The organism is Pedobacter steynii (assembly GCF_900103665.1).
Taxonomy (GTDB): Bacteria; Bacteroidota; Bacteroidia; order Sphingobacteriales; family Sphingobacteriaceae; genus Pedobacter; species Pedobacter steynii.
Genome location: NZ_FNGY01000003.1, coordinates 772,229 through 796,501, shown reverse-complemented (window position 1 = coordinate 796,501; position 24,273 = coordinate 772,229). Strand labels below are relative to the sequence as shown.

The window sequence follows — 24,273 nt, the reverse complement described above, 5'->3', positions numbered from 1 at the left end:
GAAGGAAAGATTTTACAGGTCCTCAAAGCACATAGGCTTTTTTTATGTAAAATTAAGTTCCAAGAGCAGGATTCCATAGCATGATACCGATCCGATTATTGCGTAACAACTGGCCGTTTTATCCGGACCTGGCAGATAAAACCAATTCCATAACCTCCAATGGCAAGTGTTCATCCTGCCATTTTCTTTCTTTCTCAATTGATTTTCCGGCAGCCTTAATTGCTTTCAATGCATAGTCTGCGGCTCTTAACGAATGGTCGGCCATATGAGCCGTGGCAACGGCATGTCCAACTGCCCGTGCAATAGCAATTGAAATCCTAGTGGAAGATTCATTGGCAACAGCTATAGCTTGTAAAGAAGCAGCTCTGGCATCTCCAACCGAAGCTTGCCCGTTCTCCCAGGCCTTTGCAATAGTCAAAGCCCGATTCAGGCGGTCATCAATATCTCCCGAAAAATGAGGCAATACATGGGAAACACAATCATGAGCCCATTTTATCAACTGGCCATGCGCTTCTCTGCTAAGCGGACCCCCACGGTGAATGGCGACAAATCGTTTATCTCTCATTTTTTTCTCCTTAAAGCATTTCTCCCACAGGTTATCTGATATTGAGTCCCCTAAGGCTAAATTAGTGTTTTTTCAATCCCCTTTAAAGCTAATGGCTCCTATACAACAAATCTCTTACCATCGTAAGGGGTCAGTATTGATTCTGTTATAGGCTCTTTTACTTAACCTCCCAGTATCCGAACTCCCTGGCCCTCTGCCTGTCCTCCTCGCCTGGTCCTTTACCTTGTCCCTCTACCTGTCCTCCTCGCCTGGTCCTTTACCTTGTCCCTCTACTTGTCCTCCCTGCCTGTCCTCCCCGCCTGGTCCTTTACCTTGTCACTCTGCCTATCCTCCCTGCCCGGCCGCTCAGCAAAAAATTGGGTACTACGAGCTGGCCTTCCAAATGTTTTGCCCTTCAGCAAAAGATTTGAGCCAGCGAATAGTATCCCTATTTTTTTTACTATTTTTGCGACTCAACTGATACTTTTCTTTTATACTTTTTCTTTTAAAATGAGCATTTCTACAAAATACGATCCGGCAGCAACTGAAGATAAATGGTATAGCTACTGGATGTCAAAGAACTTTTTCCATTCTGAGCCAGACGAGCGCGAGCCATATACCATTGTAATTCCACCGCCCAATGTGACGGGTGTTTTACATATGGGGCACATGTTGAACAATACGATTCAGGATGTCTTGGTCCGCAGGGCGAGGATGCAGGGAAAGAATGCATGTTGGGTACCTGGTACTGACCATGCTTCTATCGCTACGGAGGCAAAGGTTGTGGCCATGTTGAAGGAGAGAGGGATTGAGAAGAAAGACCTGAGCAGGGAAGAGTTCCTGAAATATGCATGGGAGTGGAAGGAAAAATACGGAGGTATTATTCTTGATCAATTGAAAAAGCTGGGTGCTTCCTGTGATTGGGAGCGGACCCGTTTTACGATGGAAGACGATCTGTCTGAAGCTGTAATTGACTGTTTCATTGACTTATATAAGAAGGGGAAAATTTACCGTGGTATACGGATGGTGAACTGGGATCCTGCGGGTAAGACTGCAGTTTCTGATGAGGAGGTAATCCGTAAAGAGGTAAATCAGAAATTATACTATATCAAATATACGGTTGCAGGTACGAATGAACAGGAATTCCTGACGATTGCTACAACGCGCCCGGAGACGATCATGGCGGATGCTGCAATTTGCATCAACCCGAATGATGAGCGTTATACTCACCTGAAGGGGAAAAAAGTATTTGTTCCGCTGATCAACAGGGAGATTCCTGTGATTGAGGACGAGTATGTGACGATGGACTTTGGAACGGGATGTTTGAAAGTTACGCCTGCACATGATTTAAATGATTATGAGCTAGGGGTTAAACATAAACTTCCGGTGATTGACATCTTAAATGACGATGGCACATTAAATGAGCTGGCTGTAATCCTTGTAGGCGAGGACCGTTTTATTGCGAGAAAGAAGATCGCTGTATTATTGGATGAGGCCGGACATTTGGACAAGGTAGAAGATTATAAATCTCAGATTGGTTATTCAGAACGTACGGATGCGGCGATTGAGCCGAAATTGTCTTTACAATGGTTCTGTAAGATGGATGAGATGGCTAAACCGGCATTGGAAGATGTTTTGAATGGCGATGTGAAGTTGATTCCGGAGAAGTTTGGAAACACTTACCGTCATTGGATGGAGAATGTTAGGGATTGGAATATCAGCAGGCAGTTATGGTGGGGACATCAGATTCCTGCATGGTATGACGACAAAGGGAATTGGGTAGTTGCGAAAACCCAAGAAGAAGCGTTAGACGAATTTTTAAAGCTTAAAGATATTGACGGTGTATTTACTGCGAGCGAAGCTGCAGGATTTAAACATCAGCTGGCACCGTTTGTGAAACAGGATCCTGATGTAATGGATACCTGGTTCTCTTCCTGGTTATGGCCGATCTCGGTTTTTGATGGCATCAGAAATCCGGACAATGCGGAGATCAACTATTACTATCCGACCAATGACCTGGTTACTGCTCCGGAGATTTTATTCTTCTGGGTCGCGAGGATGATCATGGCCGGGCATGAGTTCCGTGGAAAGAAACCTTTTAACAATGTATACCTGACAGGTATTGTAAGAGATAAACAGGGACGTAAGATGTCTAAGTCTCTCGGCAATTCGCCTGATCCGATTGGCCTGATTGAAAAATATGGTGCAGATGGGGTAAGGGTAGGAATGTTGTTATGCTCTCCGGCAGGAAATGACCTCATGTTTGATGAGAGCTATTGCGAGCAGGGAAGGAATTTTGCCAATAAGATCTGGAATGCTTTCCGTCTGGTTAAAGGATGGGAAGTAGATGAAAGTCTGACTAATCCTAATGCGCAGGCCATCCTATGGTTTGAGAACCGATTCAATGAAGCATTGGCTGAGATTGAGGATAACTTTAAGCAATACCGTTTATCTGAAGCATTGATGGCTTCTTACAAACTGGTATGGGATGATTTCTGTGCCTGGTATCTGGAAATGGTGAAACCTGCTTATCAGCATCCTATTGATGCGGAAACCTTGAGGGTAACGATCGGTTTCTTTGAGAAGATTTTAACTTTATTACACCCATATATGCCTTTCCTTACCGAAGAATTATGGCATGATGAATTGTTTGGTGAAAAAGGAGAGCTGGATTGCTGTATTGTTGCTCCTTATCCGGTTGTAGGAACGGCTGATGCGGCATTGCTGAAAGAAGTAGAAGTGGTGAAAGGACTTGTTGCAGAGATCAGGAACGTGCGTAATACCAAACAGATCTCCCCTAAAGAAGCTTTGCCTTTGAACATCAAAGTAAACTCCGGACTGGATTATGAGAAATGGATGAACATCATTTTCAAACTTGCGAATATCAGTGAGGTGGAGTTTGTAAATGATAAGATTGCCGGAGCAGCTAGTTTTATGGTAGGGAACGACGAATTCTTTATCCAGCTAAACGAGACGATCGATATAGCCGCAGAAACGGAACGCTTAAACGCAGAATTAGTGTACCTGCAAGGCTTCCTGAAGTCTGTTGATGCGAAGCTAAGCAACGAACGTTTTGTTCAGAATGCGAAGCCGGAGATCATTCAGAACGAACGCAATAAAAAAGCAGATGCGGAAGCTAAGATTGGCATCATTGTAGGACAGATCGAATCTCTGGGTTAATCGCCCGGGATTCTTTTATCATAAGATCAAATGAAACCATCATAAGCATACCGCTTACAAAAAGCAATGAATATGCTTATAATAGCTTCATAACCGATAAAAATCAAATTATATTCCAATGAAAAAGACAACCCTAAAGGTTGTCTTTTTTTATAGCTGCTCTTTTTCTTTAATCTTTGAGTTTTCTTTTTGTTTCTTTTTATTCTTCTTCGGAGTTTTCCTGTTCCTTTTCTACCATTTCCTTGATTTTAAGGAGCCTGTCGTAGAAACATTCATAGGGTCTGATGTTGCCATAGATTTTCAATACAGTGAGGTGGGTATCTACACATTGTGCCACATCATTGAGTTTTGTTCCCGGATAAAGCTCCAGGGTTTGAGGTAAGTTTATGCCGGAAAAATAATCTTCTAATTCAGGAACTGTCATAGGGCAAAGATAATACTAAAATGAAGCTCCTCCGGTAAATTTATTAAAAAGGAAGGCTTTTCTCTGAAGGGTACTTAGAGTTGCAGGTATTCCGGTAACTCAGGACTAAACTGAAACCGCTCGGCAATATGGTCAATCTGGGCATAACAATGTTTCAGTCCGTTGGTAACCACCAGCCATTTGGCTTTATATACCGAATTGTAGCGGGATGCCTGGTCGAACACTGCCTGCGTAATGTTTACCGATGGCGCTTTGCATTCAATCACCATCAGTCTTTCTCCGGAGGTGTTAAAAATAACGATGTCGCTTCTTTTTTGCAGTTGGTTCAGGTTCAGTCCCCCCTCAATCTGGATCAGTGTTTTAGGGAATTTTTTTTCAAGAATAAGATACTGAATGAAATGTTGCCTTACCCATTCTTCAGGGGTCAGGACAAGGTGCTTTTTACGGATTTCATCGAAGATAAAATGCCTGTTGTCCTTTAGTGTAATTTTAAAAGGATACTCAGGAAGGTTCAATGCGGTAGGGGTAAATGCCATTTGTGCAAAAATAACCTTTAATATTTAGTTTTTAGCCGTTACATTTGGATAAATATATGAGTGCTGCCAACATAATCAAAGACATTAAAGCCAGAAAGTTTAAACCTGTTTACCTGTTACATGGTGAAGAGCCCTATTATATAGACCAGATTATTCATTATATGGAAGAGCATATTTTGACTGATATGGAAAAAGGGTTCAATCAAACAGTGCTATATGGTAAGGATACAGATATGGCTGCTGTCATGAATGCTGCTAAACGCTATCCGATGATGTCAGATTACCAGCTGATCGTTGTGAAAGAAGCACAGGATCTGAAATGGGCCAAAGAAGCTGAAGGAAGCAGTAAGGAGGCGGAGTTTGTTCAGAGTTATTTTGAAAAGCCCATGCCAAGTACCATTCTTGTACTGGGGTATAAATATGCCAACTTTGATAAGCGGAAGAAGATTTATAAGTCGATCGATAAAAACGGATTGATATTTCAGTCAGAGCTGGTCCGCGATTATAAGCTTGCCGCATGGATCGACGATTTTGTAAAAGAGAAAGGGTATAAGATTGCCCCGCAAGCCTCCGCCTTAATGGCCGAATACCTGGGTGCCGACCTTTCCAAGATCGCCAATGAGGTAGAGAAGTTAATGCTGAATATCGGCAAGGAAGTGACCATTGATACCGATCTGATCCAGAGAAATATAGGCATCAGTAAAGAATATAACGTTTTTGAATTGCAGAAAGCACTGGCGGTAAAGAACGTTTTGAAGTGCAACCAGATCATCAACTATTTTGCCGACAATCCCAAAGCCAATCCGATGGTGATGGTGATGGCCAACCTGAACGCTTATTTTTCCAAAATTCTAAAATATCATTATCTGCAGAATAAGGGGGATGCGGCGAAGGAGCTGGGCGTAAATCCATATTTTGTAAAGGATTTTGAAACTGCAGCACGTAGTTATAGCCTGCCTAAAACTTTCGACATCATCAGCCTTTTGAGGGAATACGACCTGAAAAGTAAAGGGGTGGACAGTACCGGAAATATCACAGATGGAGAGCTGTTAAAGGAGTTGCTCTTTAAAATGCTCCATTAAAGGACAAAAATTGTATACGCTTCGGTGTTGCTGAGGGGCTGGAGACGGGTTGACGAGGGGTTGGTAACGGTTGGTAAGGCCATTTACGTAACCAACCCCTCGTCAACCCCTAATAGCCCCCTGCTCAGGGACTAATGCTATACAAAATCCTATCTTTGTTAAACCTGTCTGTTTCGCCTGGTATTGAATTTTTAGTGAGAAGAAACGGCTTTCAATCCGATGATAGAACAGATCAGTGTCGTAATGAAAACGATACGCCAGAATGTAGCCGGTTCCTGGAATACAAAAATCCCAACCAGTACTGTTCCTACTGCGCCGATACCTGTCCATACTGCATAGGCAGTTCCGATTGGCAAGGTTTGCGTGGCTTTAATTAATAGCCCCATACTGATGAACAAACAAACCACGAAGCCTGTTCCCCACATGATGGCGGTGTTTCCTGTTGTTTCTTTCATTTTTCCAAGGCAGGAAGCAAAAGCAACTTCAAAAAGGCCTCCTAAAATTAATAATATCCAGCTCATAATATTGGTGTTCTTTGTGTTTATTGGTGTGCATTACAGCGTTAATTGCTGTTAAATTCTCCGACAAAGTTCCACAATTGCGATGGAAAGCAAACTAAACAAATGATAAGAAATTACCGGATTTCGGCGCGAATCCTGCTTAAGGAAACCGGAGTAATTCCGAGGTAAGAAGCGATATAGCTGAGCTGAACCCTTTGTAGCAGTTCCGGCTGATGGTCCATCAGGTTTTTGTAGCGTTGTGTGGCATTGAGCAATAGCCTGGAAATGAGCCGTTCTTCTACCAGGATGATTTCTTTTTCCATCAGTTTCCGTCCCCAGTTGGCGATTTCTATATCGGTCTCATATAAAGCGCCAAGGTGCTGGTGTTCCAGACGATAGAGTACGGTATCTTCCAGCAGTTCGATACTTTCATATCCGGGGGTCTGGTTGATATAACTATTGTAAGAAACTACAGCACTGCCTTCTGTCCCAAACCAAAAGGTCACATCATTGTCGTCGGTGCGATAGTAGGCCCGGGCAATTCCCGATTTGATGAGATAAAGGGTAGGGTCCATTTCATGTTGACGAAAAAGAAGATGGGATTTCGGGTAATGAATCTCCTCAAAAAGGTCGCACAGCTTTTGGGCTGAGGCTTCAGAAATAGCAGCAATATCGGTAATGATCTTTTTGAGGGTTTCCATTCGCAGGGGTCGATGTTTCAGCAAATATAAAGATCTTACTTTAACGCTGCTGAAGCTTTAAATTTTTCAGGGCTCAGGCCCGCTTGTTTCTATTAATTTTCTATTGATTCTTTTAATTTATCAATTAACAAAGGAGACGATGGTCGTTCTGCGAAAGGATCAATTATTTTCCCAAGCTTATCAATTAAAATATATCTAGGTAGACTGTTTATAAAATAATTATTAAGGAAGTCTTTTGCATCTCCGGATAAAACAACATTTGTCCCCAATAGTGGATTAGATTTTATGTAATTGTTAAGCCCATTCAGGTTATTGTCTATCAAAATATTTAGAAAAACAATCCTATGATTGATTTCAAATTGCTTGGCTATCCGATTAATGTTTTCCAATTCTTCAATAGAACTATGGCAGCCCTGAGACCAAAGATTTATAAATACACTACTCCCTTTAAAAGACGCTAATGAGATTTTTTTTCTTGTCAATCTCTCTTCCATTTGAAAATTTGGAGCAGTGCTTCCTCTTCCAATTTTTCCTAGGGCTTGAAATTTACGGGTAGCTATATCTAAATATTTAGCTTTTTGAAAAATAATACGAGCCTTTTTTAGCCTTTCTTCAAAAAATGAGACAAAGCCTAGATCAAGTGCATTTATAAGAATCTGAGTTGAGAAAAACTCGGCTATTTCCTTGTTTTTGAATATGGAAACAGACATATCTAATTTTTGGTCGAAAAAAAGCAACTGTTCCTCTTTGATGCTCAATTCATTTACCTTTTTTATTGCTCTAATCTGATTATCCATATACATGGATAAAAGATCCCTGAAGTTCCTGGATAGCAATCCATATTTGTTATTAAAAGGAATGTCTTTTGGTAACTCAGCAAAATCATATAAAATGGGCGTTTTTTCTTTAGTAAAATGATGGTGATATTCTGGGTATAGAACTTTTCTAATGATTAATAACGAGGACATATCAGCAATGTCATACATTTCAAAATCATGGTTAATCTCATGCTGTAGGTACTTGTTCCTAAGTGTAGAGATTTCCTTACTCACAGTTTCATTAAGCAGTTCAAATCTATCAGTGGGTAATGAATAAATATCTTTAAGACTTCCAGACGAAAGGGAATCCAATTTCCCTTTTTTTGCAGTCAGATATTTATTAATTGAAGAGTGGGACCCACTAAAATCGAAAGACGGTTTTATTTTCTTAAAATCCAGATAAAGACCAATCTTAGCTCCTTTATCAATGTAAATCGGAACAGTGACATCCCTATATGTCGCATAAATTATTGATGGCGCAGTGCAATTAACCCTAAGAGAAATAATCTCTAATCCATTATTTAAACTTACTGAAGTTATAATTTGTTCCTTGCCATCTATATATTGTTTCTTCAAGAAATACACTTTATCTGGCCGAGTATGACTGGATTTAAGACTAATTAAAGCAAAATCATTATTATAAGGCGCTGAATGATTTTGACCACCCAATCCCCTTAATGTAAAACTCAATAATACGATAGATATATATAAGATTTTCTTTATCATGATAGTGAAGATAAGGTAATACTTGTATTACCTTCTTAAAGTAACTTTTCTTGGTAAGGAAATGGTAGCAGTAATCAAAATCGCGATGCCATAGTTATTTAGATCTCTCGTCTGAGGGAAACTGATAACAGTGGATTTTTATAGAAGAAAAATATGTCAGGCTTCCTCTTCAGGAAAATTGCATTCGCATGATCATTTATGTTGATTATGGTGGGTATCCACTATGAAATCGCAATTCTTATCCAGCGCTAAGGGAGGATTTTGCTCCGTACCTTGCGTTAGACAAGTTTCAGGTTATCAGGCTTTATGTTCGCTGTATCCTCGGTCTATACTCGGTGAAGACAGGCTTGGTGGCGTGTAAACAGCGTATTAGCAAGGAGTAAATATCTAGTCAACTGTGACCGGGCCCGGAAACAGGTATGGCATTAATTTAAATAAAGGACTATGGCAAGAATTACAAAAGGTTTATTGGGTGGTTTCAGCGGAAAAGTAGGTACTGTGGTTGGTTATAATCTATACGGTATAGACCGGATGAGGAGTTTACCCGATCGGACTGCTCCTCCCACAGAAAATGAATTGAAAAACAGAAGCCGGTTTAAGCTGATGCAGGAAGTGTTGAACTCCATTAAAGGGTTGATTCAGGTTGGTTTCAAAGACTATTGGACAATAAGCGGAGGGATGCGCGGAGCCCTTTCCTATAACAGAAAATTTGCCCTTAAAACAGATGAGGAAGGAGATTACATTGATCCGGCTTCATTTAGGATCAGTGGCGGAAGCCTTGCTGGTTTAACAGCAGCGGCGGTTGTGCAGGAAAATGAGGAGGTATTGCGCTTTAACTGGGACCCTTCCCTTGTTGAAGGAGGGGCCTCTTACGATCAGGTGATGCTGCTGGCTATAGATATGCAGGGTAGAAAAGCTTCTTATCAAAGTACGGGTAATTTTAGAAGTATGGGAACAGATGTACTGGTGCTTTCAGAAGATTTGATAGGAAAAGAAGTTGATATTTATGTTGGGGTTGTGGCTAAAGACAGGTGTAGCCAATCGGAGAGCCAGTATTTGGGAAGGATGAAACTGCAGGGACCGGAACCGGTATTAACAGGGGAGAGCGAAACAGCTGAATTGATTGCGGAGTTGGCAGCAAAGGGTTTTCAAGCCATTGACAGTAGTGAAACGGGGAAGCTAGTGAAGAAGAATCATGTAGTTATGGATATTCGCCCATTTGTAAACCCCTTGTATGACAGGAGTATGGCGCCAGTTTTAGTTCGAAAACACATTTCTTAAGTAGATAAAACAACCCCTGTATAGGTGTTCTTTATTTTGTTTGGTTTATTTTTTTTATTTGCATGAGACATATATTTGAGTAATTTCGCATTAATTAATTATAATCATCCAGATTAACGCCGCTTCAATTAAATGGATGTTGTGTTCTCTTGATTGATATGGCGTATGTCGCATTTATGAAAGAATTTTTATTAGTAGTTTCGTTTCTCTTTAAGATCATTCCCGTACTAAGGGAAATTAAGTCAATCTTTTTTATCAAGCCATTGATTTTGAATCAAGCCAGATATACCGATTTTGTTGGGCTGGCTTTGATTTATGGAATCACAAATAATAAAAGCCGGTTGTCTCCGGCTCAACGAATAATTTTTTAATATATCAGCAGCATGAGAAAAAACTTATTCTTAGCTTTTGTAGCCATTTTATTTACGGTTACAGTCAGCAAAGCGCAAAGTGAAGTTAGCGTAAACAATTTTAAAGGGACACCTACCATTAGAATTCCTCTGATCGAGATTGGAGTAACCGGACTGATTCACCCTATTCAACTGACCTACCACGGAAGATCTGTAAAAGTGAGACAAGGGGATGGTGAGGTTGGAATGGGCTGGAATTTGGATGCCGGAGGTAGTATTGAAAGGGTTCTGAATGGTTTGCCGGACGAAGTTATGCCTACTGGAAAAGCAATTGGCAGTGGCTGGAGGCTGAAGAATAACCATAATGTGCCGATAAACTTTCCGATCTCAGATGACAACAATGATGCGACATGTGCCGATGAAGTGATAAACCATGATAATCTTCTTTACATGGCTACGTATCCAAATGACACTGAGCCTGATCGATTTGTGGTGAATGCGCCTGGTTTAAATTGTACGCTTGTTATTGATAATAACAATAATTTTAAAGTCATTCCTGCCCAGGATATCAAAATTGAGCTTGTTAAGCCATATCCCCAGTATGAGCCTCATTTTATCATAACCACTGCTGCCGGAATAAAATATACCTTTCAAACGATGTCTAAAACTACTAAAACAGTTTCCAGAAGTCGTGTTGACTACGATCTTTTTAAAAAGGAATACCTGCAGTTTCAAGAGCCGGTTTCTTACATAGGAACATGGTACCTTTCGGAAATAGCCAGTCCGGGAAGCACCAACCCAATTCGTTTTAACTATTCCGCTCAAGGAAATAGAACTGAAAACCGTACTAGCGGGCTGGGGTTTAATCAAATCGAAGAAGTTAAGGGGACTTGGGAATTGTTTGGCATTTCAAATGTTGGTACCAGCCAGGAGATCAAGATTAACAGGGAATTTAATAGGATAACGAGCTTTGACATTATGGATGGTCAATCCACACTTAGTACGATCACTTTAGAAAGATTAAGCAATGATATAGGTGGCCATCATATCCTGGAATCAATAAGTGAAACAGCTGGCGGTTGTACTTCAAAACTATATCGTTTCGATTACTATGGCATTAGTCTGTTTGGATCAACAGCATTGCCGGATTGGAGGGAACCTTCCAGATTTGACGCCTGGGGAAACCTTCATAATAACGAAAAAGGAGGGATTTATGTTTATCCGGGAATTACAAGTCCAACAGATATTTATCGACCATATGAGATACCTAACTATCAGGGTGAAAAATATCCGCTGGAAGGAACAACGCCGCATATAGATGAGGCTGCACTTCAGGTAGGGCTGATGTCAAAAATTACTTACCCCAATGGAGGTAGTTCCACATTTGAATATGAGACCAATCGTTTTTGGGATCAGGATGGAAACGCTGAGGTTAAGGGGGCTGGGGTTCGCATCAGGAAAATCAGCTTTTTCGATGGAATTTCTCCTGAAAAAACTATTGTCAATGAATATGCCTACAATATTCCCGGACAAAACAGGACATCCGGTACTATTCTGTCTTTACCTCAATATGCAGTTACAACCAACTATTTTGATGATGTTGTTAATTCAATTAAACTGTCAAATCAACAGATATTAGGCCTGTGTTCCGTACAGTCTGCGAAGTATTGGAATTACCATACTATAATCAGTAAGGAGGATTTGTCTGATGAAGACCACGATGTGAGATATGAGTATGTTACGGTCAAAGGAAATATGGCTGGTAGAACAGAATATCATTATTCAATTCCCGCTAATCTCTGGACGCAGGACAATAACAGTATGACTTATCTTGGATCAAAATGTACTACTCCTAAGGAGGCGGGGCTTCCCGTTAGAAAAGGCTTTGCGAAATATCCATTTTCATATAAGGAGAGTTTTAATTACGCAGAAGGATTGTTGCTCCAGTCTAAAATGTTTTCTGATTTAAATGTCCCGGTTAAAACTAAAGACTATGAATACGAAGATTTTAATCCGAATGAGCAGATCTATGGCCTGGCTTACGATTGGGTATATGGTAACCTGGTATTTAGTAAGTATGCGATTTCTGTCAATTCCAAAATCCTGAAAAATGAAAAAGCAACAGATTACGATTCTGGATCCGGGATTGGTTCTCTGGTTTCAGAAGTCAGTTATGACAACTCTGCACCAGGTAGAGGGTTAAGGGCAAAAACGACCGTTGGCAGTAATAAGGCAGTAAGCCAGTTGTATTATACTTATAGCGGAGATTTTTCATTACAAGCTTCGGAAACGGCTGCTGACCCTTTTGTGGAAGGAATTTATCTGTTAAATCAGAACAATATAAAAAATATAGTTGTTGAACAATTGCTCAAAATAAAAAAGCCTGGTGATTTGGCATTTAAGACCTATAAAGCTGAATTAAATCTCTTCGCAAAAAACCCAATCAACAACTATCCTGTTTTGACCGAATCCAAATTATTTAATTCTATTGGCGGGGTTCCGGATTTTTCGGCTTTGAGAATTAATGACGGACAGAACGGAAAATCTTTAGTTTATAATGGCAGTTTTCGCAGCAATAAGAAGTTTTTAGAACATAACCAATACAATTTCCCACAAACAATCACCGAGAATCGCATAAAAAAAACGCTAAAATATTATGACCATTTCAATGTTCCAATGGCAGAATTTTTAGGAGCTGAATCAATTAATATTGTGTACAATAAAGATCTGGTTACTGAAAATCTGGATGTCTTTAAAGATTACAGTTCAGATGGTCGTACTGACTATCAGGCTTTTGTATTGAGATCTGATAATTCTTTTTACAAAAGCTTCATGAAGCCAACTGGTGCAAAGTTTTATACCTTGTCAATATGGGTTAAGTGCGATGCTGCCTCTACGGTAAATGTACTGGTGGATAATTCCATTGTTGCAACCATAAATTGTGACGTTACCGGGAAGTATGTTTTTTATCAAAAACAAATTGATGTTTCGGCATTGCCTGCCAATTCTGTCCTAAAATTAAAATCTTTGCAGACCGTCAAAATCGATGACGTTGTATTCTGTCCGCAAGAAGTGAGTTACTTACTAAGCACTTATCGTTTCCCTTATGGAAAAACCTCAGAGACAAGTTCATCGGGTAAAACAATGTTTTATGAATATGATGCCAAAGGACGGCCTTCTTTTGTGAAGGATGGAGATAAGAATATTATAAAATATAACAGATATCAGAACTATAATACCGCCTCACTTTCTGCAGATTTCTACCACGGGAAGGATGAACCTAAAGCAAATGAGCCAGTTACCTTCGGTACATTAAATAGTTGTCTTTCTGGTGTTAAATACAATTGGAATTTTGGTGATGGAACCCTGCTAGAGACATTTGCAACTAATGTGACTCATACCTTTCTACCAGGTGGACCGTATACCGTTACACTTACGGCCAGTCACCCTGACTTCGGAACCAAAACCCAGAGCACGGTTTACACCTTACCTCTGTTTATCACCATTTGTGCATCTGGTGAAATCACAAAAGATCTTTGTGGAATACGTGATTCTGAATACGGAGACTGCTCCGAGCCGGGTACATATGGTGTAGTTCTTAAAGTGACCAGTATTAACGGCGCTCCGCCTAACGATAGTTATACTTATAGCTGGTCGGTTCTCAGAAATGGTATGGAGTCAAATACCGGGCCGATTGCGTCTTCACCGGTGCATCAGCTTAATCCAGGTGAGGCCTATTATGTGGTTCAGTGCATGGTTCAATCGCCTACAGGAGGAACGGTAGGCTACTCACAAAAGATTTCTATCAACTATTACAGAAGTGACTCTAATTGCGCTCAACCATGAGAAATAAGTTATTTATCCTAGTGTCATTTTTGGCCCTCAGTAGAGGAGCTCATGCACAAATCGAGTATGTTACAGCGAAAGAAGTTTCTCAATACGAGGGGAAATCTTATTCCGCAAGTATTTCTGTGACTTTGAAATCAGGGTTTCATTTTGCTTCAAGTGCTGAATCCAGTTTTTTTGCAAAGATCAGCACTGGTCCGGAAGTGCCGGGTTTTGTAAGGCAAATTACAAAGCCTGCTTATATCGAGACGCAAATAGTTCGGGTTTCGGGGGTTAAGACTGAAATTGATCTGCGGTCCCTTTCTCCTGAACAAAGAATCGTTAACCGAAAATATTTGGATGGCCTGGGCAGGAATTTGCAGGAAATCATTGAAGGGATGGGATCGGCAGCTAAAAAAGATCTGATCTCATTCAATGAATATGATGCAGCTGGGCGGTTGGCGACGACTTATCTGCCATATGCTGCGAATACTCAGGGCCAATTTCAAGATAATGCCGTAAGTAGTCAGCTGGCTTTTTATGCCACATCTAATACTTCCGGTAAATATGCAAAGGACAATGCTCCCTATTCCCAAAGCATTTTTGATAATAGTCCGGTGCAGATGATGTTAAAAGAAGGATCATTTGGAACGAACTGGCAGACTTCAACAGGAAAAGTTAAACAACTTTCTGTCAGGATCAATACGGATGCGGATCAGGTTCGTTTATTTGAGGAAGACGGATCAAGCACAGGGTTTTATGTTTCCGGTGCATTAAGAGTGGCCGAAATTGCGGATGAAGAAGGGCAAAAAACATTGGTGTTCAGTGATAAGGAAGGTAAAGAAGTTCTAAAAAGAGAAGTTTTCGACAAAACAATAAACGGGCAATATCATCAATATAAAGAGACGTATTACATCTATAGTGCCGGTGGATTTCAGAGTTTAATCCTGCCTCCTAATGTAGTTGCAAATCTTAAATCAAATGGATGGGTCTTAACTGCTGCTGATCAGAACAATAATATTTTTAGGTTTATTTATGATGATAATGGAAGGTTAATTAAACAAAAGAAACCTTCTTCTGCATGGGTTTATACCATTTACGATCGGCTTGATCGTCCGGTTTTAATTCAAAATGGCGCATTAAGGGTAATTAAGAAATGGTATTTTATTAAATACGATATCGTTAACCGACCGATAATGGATGGGATTATTCAAGACAATCAACGTGTTTCTTATGAAGATATGAAAGGTCTGGTGGATACTTTTGATTATTCAGATTCTGCTGTTGCTTTTGGTGAAGGACGGGGAAATAGCATTGAAGGATACACAAATCTTAGTTTTCCTACGACAATTAATAGCAACAACCTGCTCACTATAAGATATTATGACAACTATGATATTGATAATAATGGTGTGGATAATTACAGCTACACTGATCAGGGAATGGGAGCAGATGAAGGGAGACAAGGAAGTGCACAAGGGAATTTAAGTGTTTTAAAGAATCGGGTAGTAGGAGGTTCAAAATGGTTGGAGAAGGTCCTTTTTTATAATATTAACGGCCAATTGATTCAGCAGAAAGGTAATAATTTGATCAGCCAGCAATTAAAGGATGCGGTCACATACGCGTATAATTTTGACGGTGGTATGAAGAAAAGTATTACTAAAAAGAATACCTCTGTTGAACAAAAAATAACGGAGTCTAATCTCTATGACAATTCGGGACGTTTAAAGGAAATCAATCATCAGGTAAATAATGGGCCTGTTGTTACTTTGGCTACTTATAATTACAATGAGCTTGGACAACTTGTCGATAAAGATCTCAATAAACTTGCAAATAATTCCTATCTGCAGTCAGTTGATTATCGCTACAATATAAGGGGCTGGTTAAGCAGAATTAACAATCCTAATCTTGAAGCGGATGATTACAATGAAGAGGGCAACGATATATTCGGAATGGAATTACTTTATGAGAAGCAGACGGAAATTGGTAATACTGGATTCTATAATGGTTTGATCTCAGGAATAAAATGGAAGTCAAAAATGACCAATCATAGTTTTAGTGAACTCGAGCGCGCATATACCTATACTTATGATAAGCTCGGTCAGCTTAATGATGCGGTATTTAAGGCAAAAAAAGGAGGAGACTGGAATTATATGATGGATGCCTTTAGTGAAAAAGGAATAAAATATGATCTGAATGGTAATATTACTTCCCTAAGCAGGTACTCCTGGAATATCAATACGAATACCAATCAGGAAATAGATCGCTTGAGTTATACTTACGATGTGTTGAATACCGATCAGCTTGCTCAGGTTAGTGATGGACAGGGAGCTATCGGTGGTATAGGCTTTAAAGATCTTGCTACCGAGGCTAAGGAGTATGAATTTGATGAAGATGGTAGCCTCACTAAAGATAAAAACAAAGGGATCTACTATACCTATAACGAAATTGGGAAAGTGAGTAAGATGTCTTACATTTCTGATGGTTCTAAATACATAGAATTTGATTATACCTCTTCGGGAGAAAGGATCAGAAAGTCGGTCTACCAGAATGGGAGTCTGCTAAAACAACAGGATTATCTGGACGGATTTCTATATGAAAATAATGAACTGACTTCTGTTGCTCACGCCGAAGGACGAGTGAGGATTTCGGCTGTAAACATAAAATATGAGTATTTTATTCGGGATCACCTGCAGAATGTAAGGGTCAGTTTTGAAGAGGGGGCTAACGGACAGGCAGAAGTCAGACAGGAGAGCAGTTACTATGCGTTCGGAATGCAGCATGCTCCGGTATCTAAACCTGGTAATGCTAATACCGCACTCTTTAATGGCGGAAGTGAGTGGTTGTCTGATTTTGATAATGATCCGGATCTTTACAATACTTTCTATCGCCAGTACGATCCTGTTTTGGGGCGATTCAATGGAATTGACCCAATGATGGTCAAGTATAATGATTTTTCTGGCTACCAGTTTGTCTTTAACAATCCGGTATCCTTGTCTGACCCAAGTGGTGCGGATCCATCGCTTGATAGGTTCTTAAGCCAGCTGGAGCACATGCTTGATGGGGGAGGCTCTGGTGGGAGCTGGACACGAGGCGGGGAGACTGTTATTTTTGGCAGTGATGCGGAAGCGTTTAAGGCTGGTGCAGATCATAATGATATGTTTAATTCCTGGGCAAACACTGCTGTGGGGGTTGACGGGAGAAGCGCATATTTAGCAAGAGCTGATGGCTATACACCGACAGGTATTATGTTAAATGAGGTGAATATCACCGCACAGAAGAAAAACACTTCGAGTGCCAAAGAGGAGGACAGTCTGCAGAAAACTTTAGGAAAGATTAATGGAGGTCTAGGTGCATTTTCAGTGGGCATTAGTGCTCAAAATGAAATATTTGATTTTGCGGTAAGAAATAATTATAAATCCGCCAGGAGTTGGAGTAAATTTGGGAAATTGACTTCGAGTCAGCGGGCCTGGAGGATAACAAATACCTTAGGTAAAACAGGAACCAAAATATTAAGAGTTACGAAAGGATTGGGTGGCGTTGCTGCTATCGCGGTGGTGGGAATCACTGGTGTGAGGGCAGGAACATATTATTTAAATGGAGGAGAGGATAAAGCAGTGGCAGTTAAAGCGGTGTTAGATATAGTGATGACGGGTGTGGGCTTCTTAGGACCAATTGGTTTTGGAGTAAGTGCGACTTATTTTATCCTGGATACCGCAACAGGAGGGTTTGGCGGCTATGGAGCGATTGAATAATTAGAATTAGTATGAGAGATAGATTAGATTATATATATTATAGACTTTATAGATTTCAGATATCTGTAGGAAATGGAAGTATTGCGATAATGTTTTCATTTCTGTTTTTGTCTTTTTTGGTGATGATAAATTTTTTTGCTTTTACTTATATCTTGTACGCCCTTTTCGGAATAAAGATACTTCTTTTAAATGGTGGCACGTTTGGTTTTATCGTTGTAGGAATGATCCCAGTGATCAACTATTTCCTCTTTATTTATGGCAAGAGGTATCAGGAAATAATTAAAAGATACAAAAAAGAAAAACCAGAAGCAGTTAAAAAAGGAAATATTGCCGTTGTCATTTATATGGTCTTTTCTTTTGTGATGATTGGGATGGGCTTTTATTTAATGATTATGCGAAATCGTGGGCTTTTGTAATTTATGATAGTCATTACAAGTTGATTATCCTTAGTCCGCTAATACCATAATGACCAACTTTTCAAAGAAACCCTTAAACTTCATATTGATGAGCATCTTTTCGATAAGCTTGAATGTGGATGGACTGGTGAAATATTTTAATAAAAGTTATGTTTTTAGATTGTATGTATATTATCTGTTGTGATTTTTACAGGAAAAGAGAGCCAGATATGTTTAAGATTAGTGGTTTGATTTTATTGATTGTAGTTTTTATGCTGAATTTCATGTTAGTATCTTTCCTTGGCTCTGGTTTTAAATGGACAGATAATGATATTTATCAATATAGAGCGCATATTTCAGTAGGTTGTTTTGTACTCTTCGGATTTATTCTATACATAAGATACTTTAAGGTTACCAGTTACGATGAGGTGAATAATAAATTTTATAAATTAAATAGCACTGTGAGGAATCGGTATTTAATTGGGGCCTGGTGCTATATCATTCTATCGATTCTTTCCGCAGTGGGCTATATAGTTTATCACCGTGGCACTGTTAATGGATGGTGGTAAAAACAGACGATAAAAAGGAAATGGAATATGAGTGGAAAACTCAAGTTCCATTTCCCCAACATTCATTACTTTTGGATGTTCGAATAGTGTTTCCATTTTTTTAGCAAAGAAATCTTTAAACTTCATATTAGTAAGCATCATTTTCAATAAGCTTGAAAATGGTTTGCTTACCGTTTTCATTGAGTTTTTTGCTGCTTTTAGAGGATTGGAAGCTACCAGGCGGCATTGATTTATGAAACAAACGAAATATAGTTGACAATTGAAGTTTTTAGACTATTTGATATTTATTACGCATAATTTTTTGACTCTTTTCAAGCGTTTCAACGAGTTAGACTTGAAAGGGAGATGCATTAATGCGGTTGCTTTTATGTTATTCTTTTTGAGCGCATTAATCGCATCATCATTATGTATGCTGCTGATAAGGTTTGGTCTATTAGGTTTTTATAAGCCTGCTTATTATATTCTAGGTATTACTCTTTTCTTACTTGCTTATACATTGGCTGACAGAAGGTATAAAACCAGATACGTATCTGTTGTGGAAAGATTGGAAGAGAGGTTCAACTATAAGAAGCGAACGTACGTGCTACTTTTCTTATTATTTTGGTTTGCTGCTATCTTTTCTTTGTGGGGAGGACTGCTTTTATTGAGGTCGTTATTATATTAATAAGGTAGTATTTTCGATCGGAAATTGCCGGGAGAACATCTTGATACAATGAAATTTAAATATAGAATAAAACACACACTTAAGATTCGAGCTGACGTTCTGGAAGAAAAATTAGCGCGTATTTAACAAAAAACTCTTATCGGATTACCGAAAGAGGCTTAGGATACATCATCTTTGTTGAAGATGAATTTAGTGACAGAAGGTAAGTTTGTATTTAACCAAAAAACATGGATCGTGTAGTTGTTTTTTCAGAATCGCAAAAGTTTAACCAATGGTGGTTGTGGCTGATTTTGATCGGCTTAAACGGATTGTTTGTTTTTGGTATTTTTAATCAGATAGTAGCTGGGGGTAAGTTCACAAGTCCTTTAAACATTACTCCTGGAACAAGGTCGATCGATTTTATGTCAGGAAATATAGCCCTATTGGAGAATATGGAGGCTGGGGAATCAGGATCGGACAAAATGGAACGGCCTTTAATATTTCAGGAAATCAGGGGTTACAGATGGAACTTAAGGACCGTAAACGATTGTTCATCGGAACAAATAAGCCCGAAGAATTGACAGCCGCATTGAATAAAATAGGACAGCTTGCTTCCTAATCCATTCCCTTTTGTTAGTTTTGGACTATTAAATAATAGTCGCAAATTGCCCTTTTAAATAAAGAATACCATGAATCATTGGCTCGTAAAAAGTGAACCCTTTAAATACAGTTGGGAAAAGTTTAACCAGGACGGACGTACCTTCTGGGATGGCGTAAGAAACTACCAGGCGCGCAATAACCTGAAATTGATGAAAGAGGGCGACCTTGTTTTGTTTTACCATAGCAATGAAGGAAAAAATGTGGTAGGAATTGCCAAAGTTGTAAAAGAGTTCTATCAGGACCCGACTACAGAAGATCCGAATTGGGTAGTGGTTGATTTAGCTCCTCTTGAAGCACTAAAAACACCAGTTACTTTAGAGCAAATCAAAGCAGAAGAAAGCCTAAAAGACATTTCTCTTGTCAGACAAGGCCGCTTATCTGTGATGCAGCTTAAAGCAGAAGAGTTTGATAAAATCCTGGAAATGGGTTCTGTGTAATGAACTGCCGCTATTTTTACAGATCGTAACCCGATACTCATAAGCAGGCTTGACCTCAGTACTACAAGGAACAGGAAAGCCGTACCTGGCTCCGGAATAAAGATTCCAGAGCCAGGTTAACACATCCCACAAGATACTGATCAGGCCTCCCAGGCCAATAAAAGCATCCGTACCGTTGTTTTCTTTTCTGAACATCTTCAGGTAAATAATTATTGTTTCTTATCGTAACTTCGCTTATTCAAAGCCAAAAAAATACACACACAAATCAACCAAACAAACTAAACCACGTTATGAAGAAATTGATTCTCATTACCGTTACCCTGTTGATCCAGGTATTTGATGCTTCGGCACAAATAAACCTGAAGACAAATGATCTGAACCTGACTGTTTCTCAGACGGGGCAGGTCACCGCAATGTTGAATCCTGCGACAGGTAAAAATTATCTGGCTAAAGGAGAGAAAGCACCTTTATTAAGAATTCGTACCTCCGGTGAATGGGAGGAGCCAAGTCAGGCATCATTTAAATCGGGGATCATTACCTTGAATTATCCGGTATCCAGGCAGACTGCAGAAATCAAAGTTGGTCAGCATAAAACCCATTTGGTTTTTGAATTGGTCCGCCTGAATGGAAAGGACCGGGTAAATGCAGTTGCCTGGGGTTCCTATCCGACGATTATAGGACAAACGATTGGGGAAGTCGTGGGAGTGGTCCGTGATGGAGCATATGCCATCGGACTTCAATCCTTAAATGTAAAGACGATCGGAGGTGTTTTGAAAAATTCCGGTGGGGCGGATGATTCAAGGGGCTCAGTAGCAGTTAGTCAGCCTTATGGTAGTAGTTTACAGGCCTTTAGTCTTGACCGTTCCACAGCCCGAAAAGTTACGGCCTGGGGGCAGTATCCGGAGATGCCTGTAAATGCAATACCAAATGAGACCAACCTGGGTTCGAAGATTGCGCTTTTTGGATGCGCCGAAAGTCAGGTGCTCTCCAGAATCGGCGTAATCGAAGTTGCGGAAGGCCTTCCGCATCCATTGATTGACGGGGTTTGGCATAAACAATCACCCGAAACCGGAAGGGCTTACATGATTTCCGATTTTGATGAAAAAAATATAGATAGCTTATTAGATTATGCGAAACAGGCAGGTTTAATGTCTGTTTACCATGAAAGTCCCTTTCAGTCCTGGGGGCATTTTGTACTAAACCCCACCAGTTTCCCCAATGGCAATGCAGGAATGAAAACTTGCGTAGAGAAAGCGTCAAAGAAAGGACTTCGTATCGGTGTACATACCTTGAGTACCTTTATCAATACGAATGATCCCTATGTTACACCGGTGCCTGACAAACAGCTGGCGGAAACAGGTTCATCCATACTAACAGAAAATGTAACCGCATCCACTACAGAAATTACGGTTGAATCCAATCAGTATTTTAAAAACATAAAACCAAGTACCCTGCATGCGGTGCGAATTGGAGAAGAAATTATCCGTTTCCGTGACGTGACTGCCGAAGCTCCCTTTAAGTTGCTGGATTGCCAGCGCGGAGCCTACGGAACAAAAGCGTCGGTTCACTCAAAAGGAGAGGCGGCAGGAATGTTAATGGACTATCCTTACAATACACTTTTCCCGAATTTTGCGCTACAGCAGGAAATTGCCGGAAACCTGGGACGGTTTTTTAATGAGACTGGTGTCTCCCAAATGGATTTTGATGGCCACGAAGGTTGTTACTCTTCAGGAGAAGGTGATTATGGGATACAGGCTTTCGCCGAAAAGGTTTTTAAAGATACCAAGCACACGCTGGTGAACGGTACAAGCCGGTCGAGTCATTATTACTGGCATATTTGTCATTACTGGAACTGGGGAGAGCCATGGTACGGTGGCTTCCGTGAATCTCAGGGGGATTACCGTTTAGAGAACCAGCCTTTTCTGGAACGGAATTACATGCCTAATATGTTGGGCTGGTTTTTACTTTCTTCTACAACAACTTCAGAAGATATAGAATGGATGATGGCACGGGCTGCCGGTTATAACGCAGGTTTTGCCTTGGTTGCACGCTACAAAAATCTGCAGAAAAACCCAAATACGGCTCAATTGTTAGGTTTGATCAAACTTTGGCAGGAGGCTTATAGAACGAAGATTTTCTCCGCTGATCAATTGACAAGATTGAAAAACCCTGAAAATGATTTTCATCTTGAACGGAATAATGAAGGCTGGAAGCTTTACCCGTTTAAAAAGTTCAAATTCGAGCATAGCAAACAAGTGCTTCAACCGGGACAGCCCACCTTTTCGGAATGGACATTTGTAAACAATAATGCAGAACAGCCACTAAATTTTACGCTTACTTTTATGGGGAAAGAGGGCACGATCAATAATCCATGGCTGGAACTGGACGGCTATTTTAAGCTTGAACTGCCAGGCGAGTATGAAGCGGGAAATTCAATTGTATGCAATGGAACAAGCATTAAAATATACAATAGTAAAGGTGGTTTTAAAAAGGAAATTCCATTGAAACAAGCACTGCCAAGCCTGAAAACAGGGAAACATACCATCAAATTTGATTGTGAATTTACGGATGAAAAAGAACTGACAAACAGGTTTATCGTTAAGACAATCAGTGCTGCGGAAATCATCGCGAAATAATCCGTTCTGATTGCTTAGCTTTTAAAATCAGAAACCAGTTTGGTTTTCTTTGCAGAGAGCAATCCGATACTCATAATCAGGCTTGATCCCAGTACCACAAGGAACAGGAAAGCCGTACCTACCTCCGGGATCTTTAATTCCGGAGGCAGGTTAAAATACAATAAGATACTGATCAGGCCTCTCGGGGCAATAAAAGCTTCTGTGCCGCTGTTTTCTTTTCTGAAAACCTTCAGGTAAACAAACCGGATGATAAAGACCGTAGCCAGGATAATCAATCCGTTTGCAATCACAATGCCGTCGTTCAGCGCATAAATATTCATCGTAAATCCGAAGATCACAAAGAAAAAGGTGCGGATAATAAAGGCACTCTCTGCCGAAAGCTGATAGAGCTGCGTCAGGTCATTCGATAAATTCTTATAGATAAAGACGCTCCTGAAATAGGCATGCTTGATCGTATCGGCATTGTTCAGGAACAGGCCAAAGGAAAGGATCAGTACGAGTGAAGACAGGTGATAAGATTGTCCGATCGCATACACCATGATCAGGATGGAAATGATCAGGAAGAACTTAATATGGTGTGAAATTCTCCCCATCAGGTACAATAGCGTAATGCAGGAAATGGCAGAAAGAATCAGGATCAGGAAGGTGCTCAGGCCTAATCCGGCAAATGAGGAAACCGAGATATAGGGGTTGGAAATGGCAAAGTTAAAAAGGATAATCCCCAGGATATCCGAAAAAGAAGATTCATAAATGATAAACTCTTTGCTTTTATTGCTCAAAGCTGCTGCAGAAGGAATGGCAATGGCCGAACTGATCACGCTGAAAGGGATGGCGTTGGTGAAACATACGTACAGCTCTTTTCCGGTGATCTGATAGATGATAAAGGTGATGACCGATACTGTAGTGATCAGAATAAAAAAGGCTGACAGGAAGGCTCCTTTGATCAGTTTATTCTTCTCCCGTTCATATTTGAGTTCCAGGGAACCCTCAAAAACAATGAGGATCAGGCCAACAGTACCCAATGTGGGCAGGATCGTTAGAAAATTAAAAGTATGCAGCTGAAGGTTATCGACGAGTACACGTAAACCGATCCCTAAAAGCAGAAGCAAGAGTACAGAAGGTAATTTGGTCTTACTGGCAACCAGATCAAATAGGTAAGAAAAGATGACGAGTCCGCTTAAAATAATCAGTGTCGTGTATGTCGTCATATT

Annotated in this window: 16 protein-coding genes; 8 read left to right on the top strand and 8 right to left on the bottom strand. The window is 40.2% G+C overall.

The features are described 5' to 3' along the window. Positions 1–118: 118 nt before the first annotated feature. Entirely contained in the window at positions 119–565 is a 447-nt protein-coding gene (locus tag BLQ87_RS11540; protein WP_074606600.1) for a putative immunity protein, read from the bottom strand. A gap of 489 nt (positions 566–1,054) precedes the next feature. On the opposite strand from BLQ87_RS11540, the gene BLQ87_RS11535 reads away from it, so the two are divergent. Then, positions 1,055–3,724: a valine--tRNA ligase gene (locus BLQ87_RS11535; RefSeq protein WP_074606598.1), complete on the top strand. Its 2,670-nt coding sequence runs from the start codon at positions 1,055–1,057 to the stop codon at positions 3,722–3,724. A gap of 199 nt (positions 3,725–3,923) precedes the next feature. Here BLQ87_RS11535 and BLQ87_RS11530 read toward each other — a convergent pair whose 3' ends face one another. Both BLQ87_RS11530 and BLQ87_RS11525 read right to left on the bottom strand, forming a co-directional pair. Beyond that, a complete protein-coding gene (locus BLQ87_RS11530; protein ID WP_074606595.1) occupies positions 3,924–4,148 on the bottom strand; it encodes a DUF6965 family protein in 225 nt (74 codons plus the stop codon). Positions 4,149–4,222: 74 nt separating this feature from the next. After that, positions 4,223–4,684: a type I restriction enzyme HsdR N-terminal domain-containing protein gene (locus BLQ87_RS11525; protein ID WP_074606593.1), complete on the bottom strand. Its 462-nt coding sequence runs from the start codon at positions 4,682–4,684 to the stop codon at positions 4,223–4,225. Between the two features lie 56 nt (positions 4,685–4,740). On the opposite strand from BLQ87_RS11525, the gene holA reads away from it, so the two are divergent. Then, positions 4,741–5,766: a DNA polymerase III subunit delta gene (gene holA, locus BLQ87_RS11520; protein WP_074606591.1), complete on the top strand. Its 1,026-nt coding sequence runs from the start codon at positions 4,741–4,743 to the stop codon at positions 5,764–5,766. A 191-nt stretch (positions 5,767–5,957) separates the two neighbouring features. On the opposite strand, the gene BLQ87_RS11515 is transcribed toward holA, so the two are convergent. From BLQ87_RS11515 to BLQ87_RS11505, 3 genes are all read right to left on the bottom strand, one after another. After that, positions 5,958–6,287 (bottom strand): DMT family transporter, encoded by a 330-nt coding sequence (locus tag BLQ87_RS11515; protein WP_074606589.1) that lies wholly within the window; start codon positions 6,285–6,287, stop codon positions 5,958–5,960. Between the two features lie 113 nt (positions 6,288–6,400). Then, the gene (locus tag BLQ87_RS11510; RefSeq protein ID WP_074606586.1) at positions 6,401–6,967 is read right to left on the bottom strand and encodes a Crp/Fnr family transcriptional regulator; all 567 of its coding nucleotides are present in this window, start codon (positions 6,965–6,967) and stop codon (positions 6,401–6,403) included. A 92-nt stretch (positions 6,968–7,059) separates the two neighbouring features. Beyond that, positions 7,060–8,511, bottom strand: coding sequence for a TlpA family protein disulfide reductase (locus BLQ87_RS11505; RefSeq protein WP_074606585.1), 1,452 nt, complete (start codon positions 8,509–8,511; stop codon positions 7,060–7,062). 444 nt (positions 8,512–8,955) lie between these two features. On the opposite strand from BLQ87_RS11505, the gene BLQ87_RS11500 reads away from it, so the two are divergent. The 4 genes from BLQ87_RS11500 (at position 8,956) to BLQ87_RS11480 (ending at position 18,138) form a co-directional block, all read left to right on the top strand. Next, positions 8,956–9,792: a DUF6266 family protein gene (locus BLQ87_RS11500; RefSeq protein ID WP_074606583.1), complete on the top strand. Its 837-nt coding sequence runs from the start codon at positions 8,956–8,958 to the stop codon at positions 9,790–9,792. A 383-nt stretch (positions 9,793–10,175) separates the two neighbouring features. Continuing rightward, on the top strand, positions 10,176–13,988 hold the full coding sequence (locus tag BLQ87_RS11490) for a PKD domain-containing protein (protein ID WP_074606579.1): 3,813 nt from the start codon (positions 10,176–10,178) through the stop codon (positions 13,986–13,988). Beyond that, the gene (locus BLQ87_RS11485; RefSeq protein ID WP_074606577.1) at positions 13,985–17,722 is read left to right on the top strand and encodes a DUF6443 domain-containing protein; all 3,738 of its coding nucleotides are present in this window, start codon (positions 13,985–13,987) and stop codon (positions 17,720–17,722) included. Before BLQ87_RS11490 ends, BLQ87_RS11485 begins: the two co-directional genes overlap by 4 nt. An 11-nt stretch (positions 17,723–17,733) precedes the next feature. Then, on the top strand, positions 17,734–18,138 hold the full coding sequence (locus BLQ87_RS11480; protein ID WP_143010413.1) for a hypothetical protein: 405 nt from the start codon (positions 17,734–17,736) through the stop codon (positions 18,136–18,138). 482 nt (positions 18,139–18,620) lie between these two features. Here the strand turns inward: BLQ87_RS11480 and BLQ87_RS33500 are convergent, their stop codons facing one another. Next, positions 18,621–18,866, bottom strand: coding sequence for a hypothetical protein (locus tag BLQ87_RS33500; RefSeq protein WP_143010412.1), 246 nt, complete (start codon positions 18,864–18,866; stop codon positions 18,621–18,623). Positions 18,867–20,018: 1,152 nt separating this feature from the next. Between BLQ87_RS33500 and BLQ87_RS11465 the strand changes: the two genes are divergently transcribed. Continuing rightward, a complete protein-coding gene (locus BLQ87_RS11465) occupies positions 20,019–20,426 on the top strand; it encodes an EVE domain-containing protein (RefSeq protein ID WP_074606568.1) in 408 nt (135 codons plus the stop codon). A gap of 290 nt (positions 20,427–20,716) precedes the next feature. Beyond that, positions 20,717–23,062 carry a hypothetical protein gene (locus BLQ87_RS11460; RefSeq protein WP_074606566.1) on the top strand — a complete coding sequence of 782 codons (2,346 nt, stop codon included), beginning with the start codon at positions 20,717–20,719 and terminating at the stop codon, positions 23,060–23,062. Between the two features lie 14 nt (positions 23,063–23,076). Here the strand turns inward: BLQ87_RS11460 and BLQ87_RS11455 are convergent, their stop codons facing one another. Beyond that, a complete protein-coding gene (locus tag BLQ87_RS11455; protein WP_074606564.1) occupies positions 23,077–24,270 on the bottom strand; it encodes a cation:proton antiporter in 1,194 nt (397 codons plus the stop codon). Positions 24,271–24,273 lie beyond the last annotated feature (3 nt).